Origin of the sequence: Pseudoalteromonas agarivorans, assembly GCF_024518735.1 — a bacterium.
GTDB classification, from domain to species: Bacteria; Pseudomonadota; Gammaproteobacteria; order Enterobacterales; family Alteromonadaceae; genus Pseudoalteromonas; species Pseudoalteromonas atlantica.
Genome location: NZ_JANIGJ010000008.1, coordinates 65,668 through 91,163 on the forward strand (window position 1 = coordinate 65,668; position 25,496 = coordinate 91,163).

The window sequence follows — 25,496 nt, forward strand, 5'->3', positions numbered from 1 at the left end:
TATGATCCCAGAACTTGGTTATTTTTCTTTAACGCTTGCTATGGTGCTAAGCGTTTTACTGTGTATTTTTCCGCTATGGGGCGCGCATACCGGTAATCTTCGTTTAATGCGTGCGGCCCCATCTTTAGCCGTTGGGCAGTTTGCTTTTGTACTTCTCTCGTTTGCTGCGCTTATCTATGCCAGCTTAACTGATGACTTTACGGTATCTTATGTGGCGTATCATTCAAGTAGTACGTTGCCTTGGTATTATAAAATCACCTCTACGTGGGGTGGGCACGAAGGCGCTATTTTACTGTGGCTTGTAATGCAAGCAGGGTGGACCGCCGTGGTTGCTATGCGTTCTAAATCGCTACCTTGGGTGTTGCGTGCACGTGTTTTAGGTGTGCTTGGCTTTTTAGGTGTCGGTTTTATGATGTACACACTACTGCTTTCAAGCCCATTTGAACGCTTACTGCCGTATTTCCCTGTTGAAGGGCGTGATTTAAATCCGCTTCTACAAGACCCAGGTATGATCATTCATCCGCCATTACTGTATATGGGATATGTGGGGTTATCGGTTGCGTTTTCATTTGCTATTGCAGCACTTTTAACAGGTAAACTTGATAACACCTGGGCTAAATGGTCTCGCCCATGGACGATGACTGCTTGGGGCTTTTTAAGTTTAGGAATAACCATAGGCAGCTGGTGGGCTTACTCTGAGCTTGGCTGGGGTGGCTGGTGGTTTTGGGATCCGGTAGAAAACGCATCGCTTATGCCCTGGCTAGTTGCTACGGCTTTATTGCACTCTTTGAGCGTGACAGAAAAGCGCGGTGTATTTAAATCGTGGACTGTGCTGCTTGCCATCGCTGCATTTTCCCTAAGCTTATTAGGCACCTTTATTGTTCGCTCAGGCATTATTGTATCGGTGCATGCATTTGCCACTGACCCCGATAGAGGTTTATTCATTCTAGCCTTTTTAGGCATTGTTGTTGGCGGCGGTTTATCGTTGTATGCGCTGCGCGTATCACAAGTTAAAAGCGAAGGCCGTTACAAGTTTGTATCACGCGAAGTGGCGTTATGGCTTAACAACATATTTTTAGTGGTAGCCACATTAATTGTTCTTTTAGGTACTTTGTTACCTATGGTGCATAAAGAAATGGGCCTAGGCAGTATTTCTATTGGCGAACCGTTCTTTAATAAAATGTTTGCCATTTTATTAGTACCATTTGCCATATTAATGGGAATTGGGCCATTTCTTCGTTGGAAACAAAACAAGTGGGCTGTACTACAAAATAAAGTATTAATAGGTGTGTTAATAAGTGTTGTTATTACCTGTGCGTGGTTGTTCTCAAGCTACGATGTCGTAAAACCACTTACATTATTAGCCACTACCTTAGGTGTATGGGTTGCTGTCTCTACTGCCATAGATTTATACGCTAAGGCGTCGGTTCACGGAACGCTAAAAGAAGGCATTAAACGTTTAGGTATTAGCTACTGGGCTATGGTGCTAGGTCACGTTGGTTTAGCATTTGTTATTGCTGGCGTTACGCTTACTTCGGCGTACTCGGTGGAGCGTGATGTTTCTATGAAGCAAGGCGATATTGTCACGCTTAACCAATACGAATACCGATTTGATGGCGTTAAAGCAATACGCGGCCCTAACTACAGTGGACATGCTGGTGTAGTGTCGGTATTTAATAACGATAAGCTAGTGACTGAGTTACATGCAGAAAAACGCAAATACGATATCGGTATGCAATTTATGACCGAAGCGGCAATTGATGCCGGCTTTACTCGCGACCTATATTTAGCGCTCGGTGAGCAATTAAGTAAAGGGGCATGGTCACTGCGTATTTATCACAAACCGTTCGTGCGTTGGATGTGGATAGGCGGTGTACTTATATCGCTTGCAGGGTTTATGATTTTATTCGATAAACGCTACCGTACATCAGCAAGTACACGCAAAAAAGCGTTGGAGAATGCGTAATGAACCGTAAAATTTTAGCTTTAGCACCGTTATTAATATTCATATTTTTATGTGTATTTTTGTATCAAGGTTTGTTTGCCAACCCGCGTGAAATTCAAACCGGACGACTAGGCCAAACGATGCCTGCGTTTAACCTGCCTGATTTAATGCAAGATGATAAGCGCTGGACAGATGAAAGCCTAAAAGGCGAAGTTTATTTACTTAATGTATGGGGGACTTGGTGCCCTACATGTTTAGTTGAACTAGGGTATTTAACTAAGCTACGCGAGCAAGGCGTAAAAATTATTGGTTTGTACTATGTACAAGGGTACGATGCCGATTTTGATGGCCCATTTGATATGCAGGCTTTGCGCACCGATGTGAGCGATATGCTCAGCCGTGCTGGCGACCCATACCAATTTAATATTTTAGACTTGCACCGTACCTTGTCACTTGATTTAGGTGTATCGGGTGCCCCTGAAACATTTTTAGTGGATAAAACGGGTAAAATTTTATTACACCATACAGGGGATCTAAACCCGCGCGTATGGCGTGCTAAATTTGCCCCTGTTATGCAGGAGCTAAATTAATGCGAGTGTTTTTATTAACCCTGAGCTTTTTTATAAGTATGGCAGTGTATGCCGATCAAGATCGCTACCAGTTTGACAATAACCAACAAGCTGTGCGCTTTGAAGAGTTAACCAAAGAGCTCAGGTGCCCTAAATGTCAAAACCAAAATATTGCAGACTCTGATGCCATTGTTGCAAAAGATTTACGCGACAAGGTACTCGCGTTGGTAAAAGAAGGTAAAACAAAAGACGAAGTAATCGATTACATGATAGACAGATACGGTTATTTTGTTCATTACGATCCGCCTGTAACACCAGCCACATTAGTACTTTGGGTTTTACCTGTACTTATTGTTATTTTGGGTTTTGGTTTTATTGTAATTCGCCAGCGTAAGGCGTCAGTTAAGCAAACCTGGAACAGCGATGATGAAGCAAAACTTGCTAAGTTAATTGCAGAAAATAAACGTCAGGAGCAAAATTAATGATTTTAATGTGGGCGTGTTTTACTTTACTCACACTAATTGCACTGGCTTTTATTATGTTGCCTTTTTTAAAAAAAGAGCGCGTGCAAACCATTACTCACAATGCTAATGCAGAATTGATCAGCATTTACGAGCAGCGTTTAGTTGAGCTGCAAAACGACTTAGACAATCAACGTATTGATGCGCAAAGCCACAGTGAATCGGTTATTGAGCTAAAACGTCGTTTATTGAACGAGCTTTCACCAGAAAAATCGCTTAATAGCAAAGGTAATAACCGTATTTTTGCTTTAACAGGCGCAGCATTTTTATTAGCCCTCACCGGTGTTTTTTACACCTTTACAGGGAGCCAGCAGCAAATAGCAGCGTGGTATGATGCAATGGATAACCTTGCAGATTATGGCGAGCGTGCGGTAATGCAAAAAGGTGAGCCACTAACTCAAAACGAGTTGCAAGCGTTTGCTTTAGCGCTGCGCACTAAGCTTAGTGAATCAGGCGATGACGAAGTTGCGTGGATGTTGCTTGGACGTGTGGCTATGTCGTTAAATGAATTTGATATGGCGCAGCAATCGTTTGATAAAGCCCTGCGAATGAACCCAGACAATATGCAAGTACTCATTAGCTACAGTCAAGTTTTACTGCTTGAAGGCAGCGAAGAGAACATGACGCGTGCAGCGGGTATGCTATCTAAAGTGCTAAAGGTTGAACCAACAAACCTTGATGCTATTTCTTTATTAGCGCTTATTGCCTATGAGCGCAAGGACTGGCCGCAAGCCAAAGCGGCGTTTGAAGTATTACTGGCAAGCATGGATAAAAGCGATACGCGTTATTCAATGATAGCGCAGCGTATTTCTGATATAGAGCAACAAATGCAAAATGAGGGCTCTGTAATGCCGGTCTCTGATAATAGTGCTATTAGTGTTACTGTGAGCTTAGCGGATGAGCTTTTCGATAAGCAGCCACAGCAGGGGACTTTATTTATTTTTGCCAAGGCTGCTCAAGGCTCTCCTATGCCATTAGCGGTTGTTAAACTAAATGAATACAGCTTTCCGCTAACGGTGCAACTCACTGATGCTAATGCAATGGTTGATGGGTTAAACTTATCAAGTGCTAAAGATATTGTGATCACAGCGCGGATCTCAATCGATGAGTCAGTTATGCCAAGTAGTGGTGAGTTAGAGGGTCACTCTGAGACACTACAACGTGAAAACGTAAGTGACTACCAACTTCAAATTGATACATTAATACCTTAAGGACATTAGATGTTAAAGCATAGTTTTACTTTTTTATGTTTATTGGTGCTAGCCGGATGTGCACAAGTACCAGAAAACAAAGTTGATGAGCGCGACCCGCTACAAAGCATTAACCGTCCATTGTACGACTTTAATATGGATATTCTTGATGCTTATATTTTACGCCCAGTGGCTGTAGGGTATGTAGAAGTGACCCCTGTACCTGTACGCAATGGGATTGTTAACTTTACCGATAATATTAGTGCGCCTGTTGATATGATAAACGCAGGGCTACAAGGTAAAGCGGGCAACGCAGGCGTGAGTTTAGCGCGTTTTTTAGTTAACTCTACGGTAGGTGTGTTTGGTATTTTTGATGTTGCAAGTTCACTTGGACTTGAGCTGGTAGATGAAGACTTTGGCCAAACATTGGGCGTGTGGGGCGTTGGCGACGGCGCATATATTATGCTGCCAGCAATGGGACCAACTACAGCACGTAACTTAACAGGCGATGTAGTTGATAACTTTGTGTTACCAGAAATCGCCCTGACTACGCCTCAAACTATTTTAGTTTTTGCGCTTAAAGCGGTTGAAGCTCGTGCTTCACTTATCCCGCAAGAAGGCCTACTTAATGACTCTCTTGACCCGTACTTGTTTGTTAAAGACATATACTTTCAGCGTCAGCTTTATGAGCTATACGACGGCAATCCTCCAATCAAAGAAGAGCCTGAAGACTTTGATGAAGACTTTTTAGAAAGCTTATAAATAACAGCTATAAAAAATGCCAGCAATTGCTGGCATTTTTTTATGTGTATTTTGAGCTTAAATAAGCTCTAATGTTTATTATTCTTTAACCATCAGCTGCATTTGCTCATTAACCCAGGTTAAGGCGTCATGGTATGCGTTGGCAACTTCTTCGCCTAAATTTAACTGTTTAGCAATTTCGTTGGCGGCTTCCCAATCTGCGTGCTCATAAAACTTAACCAAGTTTAGATACTGAGCAAGCAGGCCTTCGTCATTCAATAGCGCAGCTTTTATCTCTGCAGACAGCGGGAGCTTTTGCATAACGCTTTCCATGGTTTCATCTAAAATAGCGTCCATAAGCGACATCATGCCAGTTAAAAAGGCCATACCGGTATCTTTAAACTGCCCGTGTGAAATAGCAAGTAGTTCGCCAAATCGTGCACGTGTTAGCGAAAGCCTAATTAGCTCAACAGGTTTATCGGCAGAAACTTGCGCTGCAAATAACAAAGATAACAGCTTTTTAATTTCGTTAGCGCCAAGGACGATGAGTGCTTGTTTGATTGTGTTTATTTCGGCTCTGCGCGCAAACGCAGCTGAGTTTGAATAACGCAATAATTTGTATGATAGATTTACGTCACGTTCAAACACATCGGTTATCTTTTTAAGATCCATTTCAACAGATGAGGTTTCATAAAGCAGCTCTGCTAATGCCATTTCTGATGGCGGCAGTGCTTTACTTTGTACCATTTCAGGCTTTGAAAAAAAGAACCCCTGAAAATATTCAAACCCAAGCTCTAGAGCTAAATTATAAGCTTCATAGGTTTCTACTTTTTCAGCTAAAAGCTTGATGTGTGGATAGGCTTTAATATCGTTAATTATGGTTTTTATTGCACTTTCATCAGTGGTTAAAAAGTCTATTTTTATAATATCGATATATGGGTAAAAATGGCGCCATACTGGTTGGTGAATGTAATCATCAAGCGCTAGGGTGTAGCCTTTTTCTTTTAAATCTTTAACAATAGCCAGTAAGCGCTTACCTGGTTGCACTGTTTCAAGGATTTCTACAACGACCGTCTCTTTCCCTAACATAGTAGGGTAACCTTTAAGTAAGGTTTCTAGGGTAAAGTTAATATAGGCGGGTTTGTTGCCAGTTAAATCTTCTAAGCCAAAATTAAACTGACTCCCTTCGATTAGCTTCGTTGTTGCTTCGTCACCGTCTATGTCTGGAAATACATTATCAACGCCATCGCGAAATAATAACTCGTATCCAACAAGCTCCTTTTCGCGGTCTAAAATAGGTTGGCGTGCAGCATAAAAATACATAAATAGTTCCGTACAAAATAATAATTATTAGCAATGGCTATAATATATGGCAAAACGTTCGAAATAGCATTAGGTAATTATTATTGATTTAATGAATTGTTATTAAATATTAGCTATATATGTAAATAAATTTACCGTATACCGGGTGTTTGAGGGTTAAATAGTCAATGCGGCTGTTTTTTGTTCACTTCAGTGTAACAAGTTGGAGTTATCACCTTTAAGCATGGTATAGTCAAGACGGATGGTTTTTACCCCAATAGTGTCTTTATTATAATATTTTAAGAGTCATTATTAGGATTAAAAGCCTGTTTTATACAACTTTGTGGAGGCGAATTTGGAAACAGGAATGATTATTTCACTGGTATTGTATTTTATAGTCATGCTTGGCATTGGACTTTATGCATACAAACAGTCTACAAGTGATGTTTCGGGTTATATGCTAGGTGGACGTAGCTTATCTCCAAGTGTTGCAGCATTATCTGCTGGCGCATCGGATATGAGCGGTTGGATTTTAATGGGCTTACCTGGCGCTATGTTCGTTACTGGCTTTAGTAGCACATGGATAGCAATAGGCTTGGTTATTGGTGCGTGGTTAAACTACTTTTTAGTTGCGCCTCGTTTGCGTGTTTACACTGAAAAAGCAAACGACTCAATCACAATCCCAGACTACTTCTCTAATCGTTTTAATGATAAATCAAACCTTTTACGTGTAGTTTCTGCGGTAGTAATTATTGTGTTCTTTACGCTTTATACATCATCAGGTGTTGTAGCAGGCGGTAAATTGTTTGAAAGCTCGTTTGGCTTAAGTTACGAAATGGGTTTATACATCACCACTGGTGTTGTTGTTTTATATACCTTATTTGGTGGCTTCTTAGCAGTTAGCTTAACTGACTTTGTGCAAGGCTGTATTATGTTTATTGCCTTGATACTGGTGCCGACCGTTGCTTACTCTTTATTAGATCAACCGCTAGAGTCAACACTTCATAGCGTTAACCCCGATATGCTTAATTGGATAGGTGCAGGCTCTGCATTAGGGATTATTTCGGCAATGGCATGGGGTTTAGGCTACTTTGGTCAACCTCATATTATTGTACGTTTTATGTCGGTGCGTAGCGTAAAAGATATGCCAACGGCTCGCCGTATTGGTATGACATGGATGATAGTTGCAGCCATTGGTGCTGTGGGTACTGGTTTATTTGGTGCCGCGTACACTTACGAAAACAACATTGTTGTTGAAGACCCAGAAACCATTTTCTTAATTCTTTCTGAGTTATTATTCCACCCATTAATTGCTGGTTTCTTATTGGCGGCTATTTTAGCTGCAATCATGAGTACAATTTCTTCGCAGTTACTTGTTAGCTCAAGTTCGTTAACTGAAGATTTTTACAAAACGTTTTTACGCAAAGAAGCAAGCGACACAGAGCTTGTTACTGTAGGACGAATTAGTGTAGCAGCAGTCGCTCTATGTGCTATTTACTTAGCGTACGATAGAGACAGCTCAATATTAAGCTTAGTAAGTAATGCATGGGCAGGTTTTGGTGCGGCATTTGGCCCACTGGTTTTATTTAGCCTGTACTGGAAACGCATGAACTTTGAAGGCGCACTAGCAGGTATGGTTGTAGGTGCTGGTACGGTTCTGTTTTGGATTTACTCACCATTTATGATTGATGGACAAAGCTTAAGCAGTTACATGTACGAAATTGTACCAGGCTTTATTTTAGCAAGTATTGCAATTGTCGTTGTAAGCTTAGCGACGAAAGAGCCAGCGCAAAATATTACTGCGCTATTTGATGAGGTTGAAAAAGACCTTTAATCAACCCGTACTTTAGATACGAAAAAGCCACCTAGTTTAACTAGGTGGCTTTTTTATTTGCTATGTGTTGTCCTCAAATGTGTTTGCTTATTTAGGACATATCAATAACCTATAAGTTATTTAGCAGGTAATACTGTGCTTTCTACACTACCAAAGCCAATACGGGCATAGCCTGGTTTTTCACACCAGCCGCGCATAATTACATTATCGCCATCTTCTAAAAAGCTGCGTTGCTCACCATTACTCAGGGTTATTTTTTCTTTACCACCACGAGAAAGCTCTAATAAAGAGCCCGCTTCTTTATGTGTAGGGCCTGACTGCGTGCCAGAGCCGAGCATATCACCTGGCATAAAGTTACAGCCATTTACAGTATGGTGGGTCACCATTTGCGCCACAGTCCAATATGAATGTTTGAAGCTTGAGGCAGAGACCTGCTTAGGTTGGTGGTTTTCATCACGCATTTTTTGAGTCTGAATTTTAACATCCATCTGGATATCAAATGCTCCTTGCTCGCGATTAGCGGCAGATTCTAGGTACGGCATTGGCTGTGGATCGTTTTCATCACGTGTCCAGCTAGTTCTAAAAGGTGCAAGTGCTTCAGTGGTGACAATCCAAGGCGATACGGTTGATGCAAAGTTTTTAGCTAAAAACGGGCCTAATGGTTGGTATTCCCATGCTTGTAAATCTCGTGCTGACCAATCGTTAAATACACAAAAACCAAATACATGGTTTTCAGCGTTTTCAATGGCGATAGCATCACCCAGCGCATTGCCTTTGCCTAAGTAAATACCAAGCTCTAACTCGTAATCTAGGCGTTTACATGGGCCAAATGATGGGGTATCTGCATCGGGCGCTTTAGTTTGCCCTTTAGGGCGGTGAAATGTTTGCCCCGATACATCAATAGATGAAGAGCGGCCATGATAGCCAATCGGCACCCATTTATAGTTTGGTAAAAGCGGGTTGTCTGGTCTAAACAAGCTACCAACGGCGGTTGCATGGTAAATTGAGGTATAAAAGTCGGTGTAATCACCAATACGACACGGCAGCGAAAACTCTATATCAGCTTGCGCAATAAGGGTACTTTGCATTTCTTTTTGTTGCTGTGCGCCTTCACGCAATGCTTTTGAAAGCGCTAAGCGCAGTGCTGACCAGTATTGCTTCCCTAAACCCATAAATGTATTTAGTGTTGATTCGCTTGCTGCATCTAGGGCTGTTTTAGCATCACCGGTAAAAATGTTTAAGTGGCTCAATTTTGCTAAATCAATAACCTGATCGCCAATAGCAACCCCGCCTCTAAATTCTTCATTTGTGTTTTTAGTACGAAATTCTGCAAAAGGTAAATTTTGAATCGGGAAGTCACAGCCTTTAATATTGGCCGACTCTACCCAGCTAGTTAAATTAATGTCGTGGGTTTCGTTAATTTGGCTCATTACTTATCCTTTAGGTTTGATGTTGGGTGCATGCATTTATTTAAGCATACTTGTATCTTGCACCCTACTTTTTAAATATTAAAACGACAAAAAGCAGCGAAGATCGCTGCTTTTAATTTACTCAAAAAAGTTATAAAACGCCGCGGCGCTCTTGGTCTCGCTCAATTGACTCAAACAATGCTTGGAAATTACCTTCACCAAAACCACCATCATCTACACGTTGGATCATTTCTATAAAAATAGGTCCAAATAGGTTTTTAGAGAAAATTTGTAATAGGTAGCAGTTTTCACTTTGGCTATCGACTAATATTTGATGCTCGCGAATTTTTTCTTTATCTTCTGCAACCCACGGCACACGGTCAAAAATAGTGTCGTAATACTCAGGAATAATGTCTAAAGTAGCAATGGTCGATTTATCAAGCTTATCAAGCGAGCTAACTAAATCGTCAGTTAAAAACGCGAGATGTTGTACACCAGGGCCATTATATTCGCCTAAATACTCGTCAATTTGGTTGTTGTTATTGCCTTTACCTTCATTAATAGGAATTGAGAAGGTGCCACAGGGTGATTTTAATGCATACGATAGCAACGCTGTTTTTTGACCTTTAATATCGAAATAGCGTACTTCTGTAAAACCAAACACGTCTTTGTAAAAGTTTGCCCATGTTTCCATAGTGCCTTTGTAAACGTTATTAGTTAAGTGATCTATACGTATAAAGCCTTTATCTTCAACTACATTAGGTGATGATAAATCTTCAAAGTCAGACTCATAAATAGACCCTTTATCACCAAATTGCTCAATAAAGTAAATCAGGCTATCGCCAATACCGTAAATGGCGGGGTAAGGTAAGTCTTTATGGGTTGAGTCGGTTGCGGGTTTTGCACCACGTGCTACAGCTGTTTCAAATGCATGCTGTGCATCCTCAACGCGCCAACCCATAGAGCAAATTGCTGGGCCATGACTTTTTGCAAATTCAGCAGAAAAACCATCGCGTTCGTTATTTAGTAAAAAGTGAATGTCGTTTTGGTTGTAATAGACAATATCTTTGCCTTTAAATTTTTTTAATTTTGAAAAACCAAAATCAGTAAACACCTTATCCATGTAGTCTGTATCAGGTGTTGCGTATTCAGTAAACTCAATACCAACTAAACCTAGTGGATTATTTGCTTCACTCATTTTTATTACTCCTGCAATAAATATTGCTACTGCGATTATGTGTTGTTGTCGTGTTGAGCTAGATAATCAACTAGATTTTAAGTTTGGGGAAGAGGGGGAGCAGATTTAGCATTCGAGCAAACTGTAAATTTAATAAGACGTTTACTTAGTCAATAGGTTTAGACCTTACGCTTTAGGGTAAACGAGCATGTATTAGCTTGATGCTTTTCGTTTATTAAAGTTTAAGGTATTGATATAAATAAATAAAAAAGAGGTTTTATAAAAATAAAACCTCTTTTAAAAATGTAGTTACGTAATGTTTTTTGTATTTAATTGTTTACACTTTGTGTGCTGTTGTTAAAAAACGTGTTGCGCTGCTCGAGCCAAAGGTTAGGTTTTACGGTTGGAGCTGCTTGGTAATGGCGCTCAATAGCTTGGTTTAATACCCGTGTTGTAGGGGTAAATGTCAGCTTTGATTGTGCACTGCCCATGCTTTTAATTTCGTCTCGAGTCAGGGCGCGCCCAGCATATAAAAGGGCGTTTAAATAACCGGGCACTGTTTCAAAGTTGTTATCTGTAAAGAGTAAAACAGATGACGTTAATGCCCAGGTGTTATTTATTTCACCGTCTTCTTTAACACCAGCAAGCTCGCCGTCTATGTACACTTCAAATACCCCATTACTGGGGGCGGTATAAAATACAAATGCAACTCGGTGCCAGTTTTCAGGCTCTGTTTGTCCAAAGTAACCACTATCACTGGTTGATTTACCATAACCGCCGGTTGGGTCGATAAACATATCGGCATCATCAGTGAGGTAATCTTGTGTGTTTGCTTGCATGATAGCGCGATAAATATCTTTGCCTTCTTCTGGCCAATATAAGTCCATTACTAAGGTGTAATCAGAAACCATTCCTTCACTTGCATAATCACCATTGGCAGGTGTATTTAAGGTTATTAATAACCCCTCGGTAGGGGCGTGGCGTGAAAACGCCATTACACCTGAGCTGCCATCAGCAAAATCAGCAATACCAAGTGCTTGAGTTGTATTATATTGCGTTTCTTCAGGGCCCCAGTTTGTTTGTTCTGGGTCAAAATAGCTCAATACTGATGGGCCATAATCTGCTGCCAAAGGGCTATTTGCATCATCAAAATTCCACACTGTGACATTACTTTGCTCATTACATGAAAAGAGTTGATTATCGGTATCTAGGTATAAGCATTGGCTTGTTCTAAAACGCGCATATTGATCAAGTAACCACCATGCTTCGTCAATAGCTTCTACATTTGAAAAGGTAACACCGCTAAAAAATAGCTCAGGATTAAGCGCTGCGCCTTTAAACAACGCAACCTGATAAGTGCTCGCAGCTTGTATATCATCTGGTTTGAGTAAAAACCAATCGGGTTGACTGGCAAACATGGTGTTTAAATCGCTACCTGTAACCGTTACGCTATATAACGAATTAAAGCCAGGAGTGTTAGAGGGCTGGCGCTCAACATAGTAGGCTTTATGAAAGTCTTCTTGCGTTAAGGTCCCTGGTGTCCACCTCGTTTGTACTAATTCTGGGTTAAGCAAGGCCGCCGTTATATCACTTGCATGGGCTGCAGCTAAAGCCGTTATTTCTGCAAGTTCTAAACTACTTGGGTAGTTTTCAGAAATAGCAATTTCTGTGTTTGCATCAGGCGCATAGCGGCCCATAATTTCATCAATTGCCAGTTTAGTTGGTTCATCACGTTCGCTGATGCTGTCAGTTTCAATCGTGCTGTAATCTATTGTTGGCGATGTTTTATCTTGCAAGTTAAACGTAAGAGTAACATCGGTGATGCCTTTGGCGTAAAAATCTGGCTGAATAACCACAGCGCCGTTCTCGAGCGTATTATAACTTTCACCGCCATGAGTATGACCGCCTAACACTAAATCAATACCGCTTACATCGGTTGCCATATCAATGTCTAAGCCTTCACCTAAATGGCTTAGCATTACCATGTAGTCAACATCGCCTTGGTATTGGTTTACTATACTTTGTGCTATTTGTTGCCACTGCCAGCTCATTTTAAATTGTTTGATAAAGTCAGGTATAGGCTCATCATCTATCGGTTCATCTAGCTCGTTCCAAGGTACTGAGGTCATACCAAAGACACCTAAGGTCACACAGCCTACTTGTACTTTAGCAAAGCCTACAGCGGCAAAATCTTGTAATTGTTCGCCTTCATAGCGTGTATTACTGGCAAGTACTATGGCGTTATCATCTTGCGAGTAGCTTAATAATTTTTCTGGCCCCCATGCATAGTCGTGATTTCCTACCACACGTAAATCAAACTGCATGGCTTTAATGGCTTCTTCTGTAGCGCTACCTTGTGATAGTTGCTCAGCAACAGTGCCTTTTTCGTAGTCATCACCCCCGTTGGTAAAAAGGGTATGCGGCGTTTGTGCAAGTACTTGGTTGTAGTAGGCTTTTATGCGGCTAAAGTATTGCTCCTCATAACCGAACCGCGCGTGTAGGTCGGCAACATGAACAAATCTAACCGATTGCTCTGTGGCTGTGGCATCACACGTTGGGCCTATAGCTGCAAAGGCCTCATTGCGCTGCATTATAATAGCGAAGGTTCCTAGTGTTGTTACTTGCGCACTTACAAAACCATCTGCAACAAAAGAGTTATCAATAACTGCCCAGCTATCGCCAGATTGTCTAGCAATAAATAGCTGGCCTCCTAATTGGTAATCATCAGGTATTTTTATGGTAATTGTTATTGGATTACTAAAAGAAAGCGTATTTGGGGTGAGTAGGTGTATATCTGAGATAATATTTAGTAGTGCATTTGCATCATCTAATACTGTTTTTTCGTAAGTAAGCTCAGTATTTTGAGAGACGGCATTGGCAGGTACAGTCAGTAAAAAGCTTCCTTCATCAAGGCTGACATCTAAACCGGTAGTTGTAGATACAGTTAACTCGCTAGGCTCAGGCTCAACGGGATCATTAGGGTTAGTTGTAACTTGATCGTCTGAACCACCACAGGCTGATAAAAAAAGAATGCTTAAGGTTAAAAATAGGGTGTGAGATAAAGTTAACAAGCGCATGTACTGCGTCCCTGAGACTAGTTAAAAATTAATCAGCAGATGATACCAGTTTACAGCGAGGTGATATAGAAATTTGAGAAAATTTCCCCCATAGCGGCTATGGGGGAAATTATAATTAGTATTACGCGTAATTAAACGTGCAATATTATGCAGCTTTTTCTTCTAGGCCTTGTTTTTCCCATACTTTCGCTTTAAAGCTCATAAGCACTAAAACAATACCTACGCCAATGCTAAATAAGGCAATTTGTAAGTATAAGTTAGGGATTTCTTCAACGTTATTTGGATCAAAGTTACCAGCCAGTAAGCCAGCAATAATGTTACCAATTGAATAAGTTAATACAAATACACCCATCATTTGGCCTGTGTAACGACGCGGCGAAAGTTTACTTACCGCACTTAATGCTACAGGGCTTAAACAAAGCTCACCCACTGTATGTAAAAAGTAGGTTGTTACCAGCCAGTATGGCGCTACTTTTAAGCCTTCAGCTGCGTAGTGAGCGGCCATAAACATAACTAAAAAGCCAGAAGCCATAATAATTAAGCCCATTGCACATTTTACGCTGTAAGTCGGCGATACCATCTTTTTAGATAAGTTAATCCAAAGCGCGGCAAAAAATGGCGATAAAGCAATAATAAATAGTGAGTTTAAAGATTGGAACCACGTAGTCGGAATTTCAAAAGTACCAATAAGGCGATCTGTGTAATCACGGGCAAATAGGTTAAGTGATGAACCCGCTTGCTCAAAGCCAGACCAAAAACACGCAGAGGCAACGCACACTAAAAATAGTGCCCACATTCTTTGCTTTTCGCCCGCTGTTAATTTACCTGTAAAGTAAATAACCCCGAAATAAATAAAGAATATAATAGTAAACACTACAGCTGTGTAGCCTGCAACAACGGTTGGGTTAATAATAATTGCGCCCGTCATTGCTGCAGCGGTCACACCAGCGGCAATAACAACAAAAGCAGCAATACCAAACCATGCACGAGATGCACCTTTAGCGCTTAATGGGTTAGCCGGTAGTGCACTGTGCTCTGGTAGGTTGTTAAGCGTACGCTTATATTGGATTAAGCCAATAGCCATACCCACAGCAGCTGCACCAAATGCCCAGTGCCAACCTACGTTTTCCATAAAGTAGCCACATACGTAGTAACCAATTAAAGAACCTAAGTTAATACCCATGTAGTATATAGCGTAACCGCCATCACGGCGCTCATCAGCATCGCTGTATAACTGGCCTACCATTGCGCTGATATTTGGTTTTAGCAAACCAGTACCTGTAGCAACAAAGATCAAACCAATAAAAAATGAATACTCATGAGGCACGGCCAAAATAATATGGCCACACATGATGATGATACCGCCGTACCATACGGCCTTTTGACCACCGAATAATCTATCCGCTAGCCAACCACCCGGTAAGCCTAAGAAATAAACGGCACCTGTGTATAAACCGTAAATTGCAGCAGCTGATGCAACCGTAAAGGCAAGGCCTTCTTCTTGTAGGCTTGCTGTCATAAACAATACGAGCATCGCTCGCATGCCGTAGTAACTCATTCGTTCCCACATCTCAGTGAAGAACAATGTCGAAAGTCCTTTAGGGTGGCCAAACCAACCACTATCTGGAGCTGAACTCATATTTACTTCCTAACTTTAAGAATTGTTGTAATGGCCTTATAATTTTTTGCTTTAGCTGTTTTGTGCCATGGGGCACTAAAACGCTCGACCATCTGTATATTATTTGTAGCTAAGATAATGATTTGCTAAATGGTAGTAACACCACAAGGTAAGAGACACACCCTTATCCTAGTTACAATTGCGCTCAAGTATACATATACCTTAGTGCGAGGGGAAGCATTCGCGATGTATCACCTTGCACTGCGTTAAAAGTCTGCATAGGGAATAATTGGGGTGCCAGGAAACTCTAACGTCCCGTACACAGGATTGAAGTAATAGCGAATATAGAGCTGGCCAAAGTTTGGTTCGTAAAAGTCAGCGCGATCGATGGCTAAATAACCACCAAAAAACCAATGTGGCGTTATACGGTACTCAAAGCTCCCTTCAAGATTGTATGACACGCCAGAGCTGTCATCACTCTCAAATACTGGGTCTACCCCGGTAATCGCTTCTCTATCGTAGGCTTGTAGCTGCAAGTCAGTATCGTTAGGATAAAAATCAATGGCTTGGGTTTTTGTTTGCGAATACGAAATCCCTGTTTTTAAGCGATAAACAAAGTCATCGCCCCAGCGCGCATCGTAGCTTAAAGGCACCGACAACCCAACGTAGTTTTGTGGGCTATAGTAACCGCCGTGGCCCCATGTTTCTTCACTTAAATTATACTGATATGCCCAATGTAATAGACTTGCGCCGACGGTAAATTCGCGTTCTTGATTACTAATAACGCGATAATAAGACCCGCCCATTACTCTATAGCGTTGGTTATCTTTAACATTTTGCCCTTTATAGAGCGTAAAGTCGGCGCTTGACCAAAAGCCCCAATCGCCACCTAAGTCATGAGATAGGTTGGCAGTTAGGCCTGTTGAGCGCACGCCGCCCCAAATTTCACCGGTATTTACATCTTCAAGCCCAGCATAAGAGAGCACGGAACTTGTTACAGGGCGTTTTTCGAGCTCTAGGCTATAACCAAAGTCGCCAATACTGTTGGCGTAATTTACACCCCATACTATGTCTTCAATTAAAAAGCCAAGTGGGGTCGTGCCTACATCAACACGCCAATTTTCATTTTGCCACCCAATACCTATGTCGACCCCATCTTGCTCAGGGCTTACTTCATTAATAGCACAGGTAAATATACAAAGTGCACCTTGGCCGTAGCGGCTACCAGCAAATTGCTCATCAAAGCGAGTTGTTTGTGCGCTAATAGTGGTTGGGTCTATTTTAATAAACCCTTGGCCTTGCCAAAGTGGAAAGTAGGCCTCAATAGGTACTAAGCCTGCGCCAAGAGTCGCCTCGCTTTCGGTGCTTGTTTGGCCACTAAAGTTTACCCCAATAGCAATGTATGCTTGGTTTTTGCTTTGCTCATTTATAAGCTCGCGCTTAGCGCCATTAATATACCACGCATCATTTTCATCTATGCGAGCAATTTGTTTATAAAACGATTCATCGTTTAGGCGTTGCTCGCTTGATAGCGTTTTTAAATACCATTGCTTAGCTTGGTCTTGTTCATTAAAATTTCGAGCAACTTCAGCGCCCAAATAACTAAGCTCTTTATCATTGGGTGATTTAGCAATTAATTGATTGGCTAAAACTAAAGCATCACCTGCGTAGTTAAAGTCATTTAACGAGGCCATTATTTGGCGTTGTAAGTAGGCTTGCTGATCATCTGTTTGCGTTATTGCGCGCTCAGTGACTTCTTTTGCCTGAAAGTCGTTACCTAATTCTCTGTAAGCTTTTGCTATTGCAAGCATAGCTTGAGGTTCAATTGGCTGATTGTTTTTCAGTTTTTGCTGATAAACAATAATTGCTGACTCTTGCTGCCCCAGAGCTAAATTAGCATTTATTAATGCCGTGGTGATGGCGGATGTACTTTGGTACTTTTGATCAAGCTGGTTAAGCTTTGCTAATAATTCGCCACCTTCGTAATACTGATTAATATACGTGGTGTATAAATTGACGTACTGTTCTACTTCGCCAGCACTTGCATTATTAGGCAAGCTGTAATGAGAAAACCATTGTTCTACAGCAGGGCGCTCGTTTTGTTCTAATAGCCACTGCGCGTAAAGCATATGCCAATAAGGTGATAAAGTGGGCTCAGTATTTAATGCAGTATTGATTAACTTTAGAGCGTGTTTTTTCTCATCTATTTGATACCAGCTGCGCGATAGCTCGGCTTTCATTACAGGAGTTAAATTTTGCGCTTCTAAATTACTTAAATGAAAAATAGCCGTGGTTCTATTTTTAGTATTTAAGTGTCGCTCGCTTTGTCGAAGAGACTCGTTGAGCCTAAGTTGTTGCTCAAGAGAAATTATGTCGTCATTTCGATCATTAACCGGCACATACTCTAAGGTGTTTAAAGCGCCTTGATAATCATCAATTGAGCGTAAAAATAAAGCATGGCTATAACGCAACTGTGGATTGAGCGGAAACTGCCAAAGCACATTATTAAATAACGTTTTTGCCTTTTTAGTTAACCCGTTTTGTTGATAAATAAACGCTAAATCGTAATAAAGCCAAGGCTGTTCAGGGGCCTGTTCAATTGCCTTTTTTAAGGTTTGCTCAGCAAGCTCTGTATCGCCAGCATCACTATATTGGCGTGCTTTTTCGCGAAGCTGGCTACTTAACGTTGCCGCATACACAGGTTTAAGTTGTGCTTTTTGAGACTGAGATAAAGCATTATAAAACTTGATTAACGATTGCTCATTGTTATCCAATTCAACAATTTCTAATAACCCTGTTAGAGCGCCATTATTAAGCGGATCATTTTTTAACACGGTTTGATAAATAGCGGCCGCTTGTGAATAATTACCTTGAGCAAATTGTAACAATCCGCGGTTATACAAAACGCTAGCAGGGTCTTGCTCAAGTGTGTCGGCTAAATTTAATTTAAGCAACGCCGTTTTAAATTGACTATTATTAATGGCTTCTTTAGCTTGGCGTATGTAAAGCCAAAACTTTGCAGTAGCGGCTAAGTCTTTTAGCGTTTCTCGCTCGGCAAAATCGGCGGTATGCGAATACGCCTTAGTAAAATAATTATAAGACGTTTGATTTTTACCCATACGCAAATAAAGGGTGCCAAGGCTGCGCATAATTGCGCCATCGTTAGGGCGCCCTTTGAGCGCTTTTAGTAAAAGCGGCTCTGCAGCAACGAGCTTGTTTTTTTCAAGTAACGCCTCACCTTTAAGCCATAGTTGGTAGGCCGGGTTAGCTAATAATTTTTGTCGCGCTTTTAAATCTTTTTTGAAATCTTGATACTGTAATTCGCCTTTGCTGCTAAACGGATACACGCTAAAGTAGCGCTGAAATTGTTTCTCTGTAGCGCTATTTAATTGCATGTTAGATAAAGCACCTAACCAGATTGCTTCTACTTCATTACTGTAGCGAGAGGTGGCACCATATTTACTTAAAATAGTTAGTGCGGTGCTATCAGTGGGGTTATTTCTGAGTAAGTGGCGCGCATATGCAATATCTACTGCGCCGATGTTCTCGTAACTGCGTAGTAGCCTTTCGTAGCCTTTTTTTACATTTTGCCATTGGCTTTGCTCTTGTGCATACCAACTTAAATGCTCAAGCTCAAACGCTAAGCTTGGATAGGAGTTTTTAAAAAGCCTGTTGTAAATTAATCGCGCTTGTTCGTAACGTCCCGCACGGGCAAGTAATTTAGCTTGTTGTATATCTGCTTTGTCTTCGTTTTCTAATCTAGCAATTAATCGTAACTGTTCTACACAAGGGTGGGTACGTGTGTTGTTACCGTCAATTTTTCTTAAAATTTGATTTGCTTGTATAGCCTTACCATTGGCAAACTCAAAACGAGCAAGCGCACACTGGCTTTCTATTCGATTAGGGGCAATGGCCAATAGCTTTTGTAAGCTATCGGCAATTAAATCTTTATTTTCTTGCACTTCACCAATATTGATTTGGCTTAAAAGCCACTCAACAGAGTGTGTATCAATGTCATTATTTGTTTTAGCATGCACACTTGCGCTGACTGCTAACGTACAAACAACAGCCCATTTTAACGACATTCAGTGCTCCACCTTGGCTTGAGCGTCCCGTCTGCTGTTATTGAAAAGCGCTTATTAAGCGCGCTACTACCAAACAGATTTAATACACTGTCGTAATAGCGTGTTTGTGTGAATGACTTATCGACCATTAACTTTTGTTGAATGGCCATAACCAAAGAATCATCGCCATTTTCTTTTAGCATGGGCAGTAGGGCAGCATTAAAGCCTAATGGGCCACGCTTTTGGGTTTTGCCAGAGCGTGCATAGGTATTTAAAGGAACGTAGCCACGGTTGTTTATAGCCTCTACAAAAGGGGTAAACTGCTCGCTTAGTTTTGCTTTGTAAGGCGCATCATTCGCCATCATACTGGCCCATAAGTAAACCCTAATGGCGTTAAAGCTGCCTAAATCGGTTGCTTTTTTATCATAATAAAAACCTTTTGCTGGGCTATACATCACCCAATCAGGGCTCACTCCGTTTTTAGCGGTATCCAAAATAAGCTTTGCAGACGCTTCATGTAATTGCTGCCAAGGTGAGTGCGGGTATAATTTGCTAAATTGCTGATAAATAAATAACGGTGAATAACTAGGGTTGAGTTTATAGGTGTTATTTTCAAATTCAAACCCAGCAGGGGCGGGTAATAAAGTAAGCCCTAAGCCTGAAATATAGGCGGTTTCTTCTCGCATAATACGCTGCGCTAATACAGCAGCTAAAATACTATAGCGGCGGTCGTCCCATAAAATAGCTGCTTGCGATAAACTATATGCTATCCACAAATCAGAATCTGATGCTGGGTTTGAGTCTAAAATCCCATAGGTATCATTGCCTGTTTCACCCCATTGCCAAGCAGGCAAACGTGTACTTAAATCGCCTTCAGAGAGATGGTCTTGCGTCCAATCTAAAATGGTATCAAACGCGGCTTTATCGTTTGCTACTAGCGCAAAAAATAGTGCGTATGATTGCCCCTCTGAGGTGGTAATATTTTGTTTTGAACCTAGGTCTATTACGCGGCCTTCATCACTAATAAAGTGATTTTTAAATACTTGCCACCCCTGCCAGGGCTCGCACTGCTGCGTTTGCGCTGACACAGAAAAACTTAAAAAAGCGGCTACTAATAATGCTCGGTTAAGTAATGTCATTATTCATCTCCTTCAGCTAAACGCTTATGGGTGAGTGCTTGTAGTAATCGCCATAAAATAAATGAAATTAGTAACAGCGTTAATATTGAAAGCAGAGCTAAAATAAATGGATGGTCAGATAAATGGAACCACACCAGCGTATGTACAGGAATATGACCGACAAAGTATTGCTCTTCGGTTTTTATTGTTTTAACGCCTTGTGAGTTTATAACCGCAGCACTGCCTTTTAATTGGCTTAATGTTTGCGAGTCCATAAGGGTTTTATTAATCAAGCCAAAGGCTTTTTCAGTGGTGGCATTAAGTGACACAACAGAGCGCTCAGAATCAAAAGGTGATTGATAAGCTGTAATTACCGCCATATCTCCGCTACTTTTTACACTTACTTGTATTTTATCTGTGGCTTGCTCATCGTATGCACCGTTGTAAATTGCTTGCTTTATTTCACGTTGGTTATTCGTTAAAAGTACGTTTGTATGCGCATCTTCATCTAGTTGCTGAGCTGTGCTGCCAGGCTTTGCAACAACTAAAATATCTTTGTCGTCTAAATCAACATTTTCATTTAAATGGGCCACTGTCATTCTGTGGGTTGGATACCCCGTTATTGCGCCAAAATGACCGGTAAGATTAAACAGCAAAGTTAACGCTTTTGCAGAAGGCTGCGGGTCAATTAATACAAGTGTTTGCTGTAAATCAGCATATTTGGTGTACGGGAAGCCACTGTTCGCAAATACATTTAAATCTGGCAGGGCAATGTAATGATCAAAGCCACTTACATCAATATTAGAATTACCATCAATAACACCAAACTCACCACCAGGTGGTGCTATTGCACACTCACCTTTTTTCAGCACACCAAATCTAAAATCAAAGTTTAGCTCGTTCCGAGTGGCTAAGTTTATGCCATTCAGTGAAAAGTTTTCTGCGTTTTGTGTAGTATCGGTATTGGCAATAAGTGGCAATAATGTTTTTGTAGTATTGAGTGCAGAGTCGTCATTATCTAACAAATATCCACTAATAAATTTTTGATTAATCAACATATTTAACCGAGAGTCCAAAGACTCGCTCTCGGGTGTGCTGCGATATTGCAATGTAATGGGGATGCCTTTTTCGCGCCAAGTAAATAAATCTGGAGCAAAACGCACATTTAATTTTACGGGGCCGTTATTTAACCCTTGTGCTTGTAGCTGATTGTCAAAATCAATTAATTCGTCAAAGTGTACAGCTCTATCAGCGCGTAACCAGCGCGGGGCATCGTACGCCTTGCGAAGCGGTAGTTGGTTAATTGCTTCTATGCTAGCTGTTCTGCCGGTCATGACTTTATGGCCAAAGGCCAATCCCGTGACGGCGGTTTTTAAATCGTCTTCATCACGCCCTAAAATAAGCAACATTTTACTGTATCTATGTAGTGGGTTTGAAATAATCTCAACGGTTGGCTTTTCCACATCGGGATAGTCTTTTAAAAAGTCAGGCTTTGAATCGTTGGTAATAAAAACCACGCTGTGCGTATCTAATGATTTGTTAATCACCACCGGAAAATCAGCACCACGCCAGTCAGCTTGCGCGCCAAACCAGCTTGAAAGAGTCGCAGCCGCTTCAATTGTTTTGGTGTTAGGTGTTTTTGCAAACACAAACGGTAAGCTTAACTTATTGTAATCTTTGGCATCAAAAAAGGGCTCTGGTAAATATTCTAAACGGCTATCTATTGCCAGTTGCTTTTGATTGAGCGTGATATTGCTCGATTTATTAATTTCGGTCCAAATAGAGCGACTAAAGTAATCTTGGCAACGTAAATCATAATAACCAACAAGCTCAAACCGTACTTGGTTGTAGTCTTGTACATACTTAGCATTGAGTTTTAGGCTATGGTTAACGGTATTTTTAACCACACTTAGTTGCTCATTTATGGGCAGTACAGTGACTAAGTTTTCATTAAAATACACTTTTAAATGCGACACGTTAGCAATCAATGATGGCGAGTTTGTGTACGAAAAATTAAGCTGTAAATCGGTGCTTAATTTATCAATGCGGTTGGTAAAATCCACTCTTGAGTTGTTGTTTATGCCATCAAGCTTGTAGCCATTAAAGCCCAAAGCAGCAAAGTCTAATCTTAAACTAGACACGTTGGCGCTTTCTGGGTAGCCATTTATAAACACAGATTTATCGTGCATTGGCTCAATAGCACATGCTTTGTAAGCACTGCATGTTAAAAACAGTATTAGAAATGTATTAAGCAAATTTTTAATCATAATTATTATGCACTATTGGTTTTTTAGGGGTGAAAGAGTTTATATATACAACAATTTTTGTCATTAGTTTTACAAAGGGTTGTAATGGCTTAGGAGCATGAAACAATAAATTGCTAAATCCTCTTAAACTTGTTTTTTGTACTTCTTTAAAGCTATATGAAGGGCGGTCATGACGAAAATTATTTTGCCAGTCCAGCCACGCATCCGCTCTTGAAAAGGTGCACTGTATAAATGCTTTTTGCTTTTCGAGCGAGAGATCTTTTAACGTTAAGCCTATTTGTTTGTTTCGGGTGTTACATACATATGTTGTAAACGAAAACTGTTTATTACCGCGGCTCATTAATAGCTCTATTTTGTCGTTTACTCGGCACAAATGAGCGTGCTCTGTTTCAATACCCACTCCATTATCAGAGTAATCGGTAATTTTAACTTTTAACGTATGCCCATTTGCTAAGCGCACGCCCGCCGGAAAGTTTGCCTTAATACGGTGTGACTGCCTTACTTGCCTAGCTTCTGCAGCAACGGCTACCGCAGCGCCTAAAATAATAATATTATAAATTGCCCAGCCCATGCTGATTAACAAAACGCCCACTTGGCTCGGATCGCCAAAGCCTAAGCGTAAAACACCTACTAGCATGCCAACTAAGTTTATGAGCAAAAGTACCAAGTAGGGTTTAGATATACCCCAATCGTAATGCTCTTTATCATTTAAGCCGCCTTTTTCTGTTACGTTAAACTTACCCTTATTAGGGTTTATTAGCGCAACGGTTGTCGGCTTTAATATGTACCAGGCAAGAACAGACTCATACACTTCACCCCAAAAAGAGTAGCGATATTTACCCTGAATTCGTGAGTTGGTCGCTTTTATTTGTATGAGTGTAGGCACTACATAAATAAAAATAGCTAAAAACGGCGCATAAATAATGTAAGCATTAAAGTATATGAGCGCCAGTGGTGCGGTTAAAAATACAATACGCGGAATGCCCGATAAAAAGTGCAGCATGGCGTTTAAGTAGCACAGGCGCTGTGGTATATCGAGCCCTTTACCTAAAATTGGGTTATCGAGCCTAAATATTTGTGCCATACCCCGAGCCCAACGAATACGCTGGCCAATATGTGCAGAGAGGCTGTCGGTGGCAAGGCCTGCAGCTTGTGGGATATTTATATAAGCGGTTTTATAACCGGCACGTTGCATACGCAGAGCAGTGTGGGCATCTTCGGTTACCGTTTCAAATGCAAAGCCACCAATATTGTCGAGTGCTTCGCGTTTTAAAACAGCGCATGAGCCACAAAAGAAGGTGGCATCCCACATGTCATTACCATCTTGGATCAACCCATAAAAAAGCATGTTTTCATTAGGGATTTGGCTGTGGTTATTTAAATTACGCTCAAACGGGTCTGCTGAGAAAAAGTGATGCGGTGTTTGCACTAAACATACTTTGCTGTCTTTTAAAAATTGGCCCATGGTCATTTGTAAAAATGAGCGGGCAGGTACGTGGTCGCAGTCAAAAATAGCAATGTAGTCGCCGTTAGTGTAGCGCATGGCACTATTCATATTACCGGCTTTAGCGTGGTTATTATCGGGCCGTGTTAAATAACCCACCCCCACTTTTTGAGCAAATTCTTTAAACTCAGGGCGTTTGCCATCATCAAGAATATACACGTTGAGCTTATCAGCAGGCCAATCAATGCTCATCGCTGCAAGCGTGGTAGGTTGTACAACGCTTAATGGTTCATTATAAGTAGGAATGTATACATCGACTGTTGGCCATAAGTCGGTGTTTTCTGGCAACGGAACAGGTTTACGCTCAAGGGGGTTTATAGTTTGAAAAAAGCCTAAAATGAGCACTAGCCACGCATAGGTTTCTGCCAGCAGCAAGCCTGCGCCTAACGTAAGCGCAACAGGGTCATCCCAATTGAGGGTTTCTGTGTAGCGCCACCATAAATAACGCGATGAAGTGGTTACCGATAGGGTGATCATTACAATCGTGGCCATTTGCCCTTTAACGCGTTTAAGCCCGTATGCCACTATCAAAATAAAACTAATAAACACGGCTTGCGCTTCTAGGCTAAACGGAATGGTTATAAAAATAGCCAGTAAAAACAATATAAAGGCTACAACCACATATTTTATTAGTTTATTTTGCCAAATCTTAGCGTCAGCCATGGTTTTAAAAGCACTTTTTTTAGGACCCTTAACGTTTTTTGATAACAAACGCTTTAGTAATCTACCTAGTTTTAAGTCAAACCAACGCAACTGTTTAAGTGAATAACTTATCCCATTATAAAACTGATTTGATAGCCGCTCCCTTACAGAGTTATTTTTAGGTTTGTATTTAAAAAATAACAAATAAGCGCTTTGAATGATAAAGCGCAAAATATTTGAATAAATAAACGTGCGGTACGGCAAGCGAAGATGCGGGTAGTAATCATATAAAATAAGTTCAAAGTTAATTTTGTGGTCTTTTATATTGATAAACAATGAACTAATCAGCGTAATAAAAGGCATTAAAAAGGCTTCTATTACGTTTACTTTGTGCTGGTTAAAATAACTATGAAACTTAAATAAAATATAACGTACAAGTTTTTCAGTAAAAATAATGCTTAACAGTAAATACAAAGTACTGTGTATTGGGCGCTTATAAAATAAAGAAAAGCTCATAA

At 40.8% G+C, this 25,496-nt stretch carries 15 protein-coding genes; 6 read left to right on the forward strand and 9 right to left on the reverse strand.

Going from position 1 to position 25,496, the window contains the following annotated elements:
• The first annotated feature begins 1 nt into the window (after position 1).
• From NQT65_RS14830 to NQT65_RS14850, 5 genes are read left to right on the forward strand one after another with little or no spacing between them, the layout of a single operon-like run.
• The gene (locus NQT65_RS14830) at positions 2-1,966 is read left to right on the forward strand and encodes a heme lyase CcmF/NrfE family subunit (protein WP_004588325.1); all 1,965 of its coding nucleotides are present in this window, start codon (positions 2-4) and stop codon (positions 1,964-1,966) included.
• Positions 1,966-2,535 carry a redoxin family protein gene (locus tag NQT65_RS14835; protein ID WP_029773820.1) on the forward strand — a complete coding sequence of 190 codons (570 nt, stop codon included), beginning with the start codon at positions 1,966-1,968 and terminating at the stop codon, positions 2,533-2,535. Before NQT65_RS14830 ends, NQT65_RS14835 begins: the two co-directional genes overlap by 1 nt.
• Complete coding sequence (locus NQT65_RS14840) at positions 2,535-2,996, forward strand: cytochrome c-type biogenesis protein (RefSeq protein ID WP_256851460.1); 462 nt, start codon at positions 2,535-2,537, stop codon at positions 2,994-2,996. The genes NQT65_RS14835 and NQT65_RS14840 overlap by 1 nt, the downstream gene beginning before the upstream one ends.
• Positions 2,996-4,246 (forward strand): c-type cytochrome biogenesis protein CcmI, encoded by a 1,251-nt coding sequence (gene ccmI, locus NQT65_RS14845; RefSeq protein WP_256851461.1) that lies wholly within the window; start codon positions 2,996-2,998, stop codon positions 4,244-4,246. Before NQT65_RS14840 ends, ccmI begins: the two co-directional genes overlap by 1 nt.
• A 9-nt stretch (positions 4,247-4,255) precedes the next feature.
• Positions 4,256-4,987 (forward strand): MlaA family lipoprotein, encoded by a 732-nt coding sequence (locus NQT65_RS14850; RefSeq protein WP_004588329.1) that lies wholly within the window; start codon positions 4,256-4,258, stop codon positions 4,985-4,987.
• 78 nt (positions 4,988-5,065) lie between these two features.
• On the opposite strand, the gene NQT65_RS14855 is transcribed toward NQT65_RS14850, so the two are convergent.
• Positions 5,066-6,289: an EAL and HDOD domain-containing protein gene (locus NQT65_RS14855; protein WP_126007824.1), complete on the reverse strand. Its 1,224-nt coding sequence runs from the start codon at positions 6,287-6,289 to the stop codon at positions 5,066-5,068.
• A 334-nt stretch (positions 6,290-6,623) separates the two neighbouring features.
• Between NQT65_RS14855 and putP the strand changes: the two genes are divergently transcribed.
• Positions 6,624-8,102, forward strand: coding sequence for a sodium/proline symporter PutP (gene putP, locus NQT65_RS14860; protein ID WP_054983014.1), 1,479 nt, complete (start codon positions 6,624-6,626; stop codon positions 8,100-8,102).
• Between the two features lie 116 nt (positions 8,103-8,218).
• On the opposite strand, the gene fahA is transcribed toward putP, so the two are convergent.
• The 8 genes from fahA to bcsA form a co-directional block, all read right to left on the reverse strand.
• Complete coding sequence (gene fahA, locus NQT65_RS14865) at positions 8,219-9,532, reverse strand: fumarylacetoacetase (protein ID WP_126007822.1); 1,314 nt, start codon at positions 9,530-9,532, stop codon at positions 8,219-8,221.
• 130 nt (positions 9,533-9,662) lie between these two features.
• Positions 9,663-10,709, reverse strand: coding sequence for a 4-hydroxyphenylpyruvate dioxygenase (gene hppD, locus NQT65_RS14870; RefSeq protein WP_138685809.1), 1,047 nt, complete (start codon positions 10,707-10,709; stop codon positions 9,663-9,665).
• 308 nt (positions 10,710-11,017) lie between these two features.
• Entirely contained in the window at positions 11,018-13,765 is a 2,748-nt protein-coding gene (locus NQT65_RS14875; RefSeq protein WP_256851462.1) for a metallophosphoesterase, read from the reverse strand.
• A gap of 145 nt (positions 13,766-13,910) precedes the next feature.
• Positions 13,911-15,404: a peptide MFS transporter gene (locus NQT65_RS14880; RefSeq protein WP_024032295.1), complete on the reverse strand. Its 1,494-nt coding sequence runs from the start codon at positions 15,402-15,404 to the stop codon at positions 13,911-13,913.
• A 245-nt stretch (positions 15,405-15,649) separates the two neighbouring features.
• Entirely contained in the window at positions 15,650-19,468 is a 3,819-nt protein-coding gene (locus NQT65_RS14885; RefSeq protein ID WP_256851463.1) for a cellulose synthase subunit BcsC-related outer membrane protein, read from the reverse strand.
• Positions 19,459-20,586: a cellulose synthase complex periplasmic endoglucanase BcsZ gene (bcsZ, locus tag NQT65_RS14890; RefSeq protein ID WP_256851464.1), complete on the reverse strand. Its 1,128-nt coding sequence runs from the start codon at positions 20,584-20,586 to the stop codon at positions 19,459-19,461. The genes NQT65_RS14885 and bcsZ overlap by 10 nt, the downstream gene beginning before the upstream one ends.
• Entirely contained in the window at positions 20,586-22,832 is a 2,247-nt protein-coding gene (gene bcsB / locus NQT65_RS14895; RefSeq protein ID WP_126007815.1) for a cellulose biosynthesis cyclic di-GMP-binding regulatory protein BcsB, read from the reverse strand. The genes bcsZ and bcsB overlap by 1 nt, the downstream gene beginning before the upstream one ends.
• Complete coding sequence (bcsA, locus tag NQT65_RS14900) at positions 22,825-25,494, reverse strand: UDP-forming cellulose synthase catalytic subunit (RefSeq protein ID WP_126007814.1); 2,670 nt, start codon at positions 25,492-25,494, stop codon at positions 22,825-22,827. Before bcsA ends, bcsB begins: the two co-directional genes overlap by 8 nt.
• Positions 25,495-25,496 lie beyond the last annotated feature (2 nt).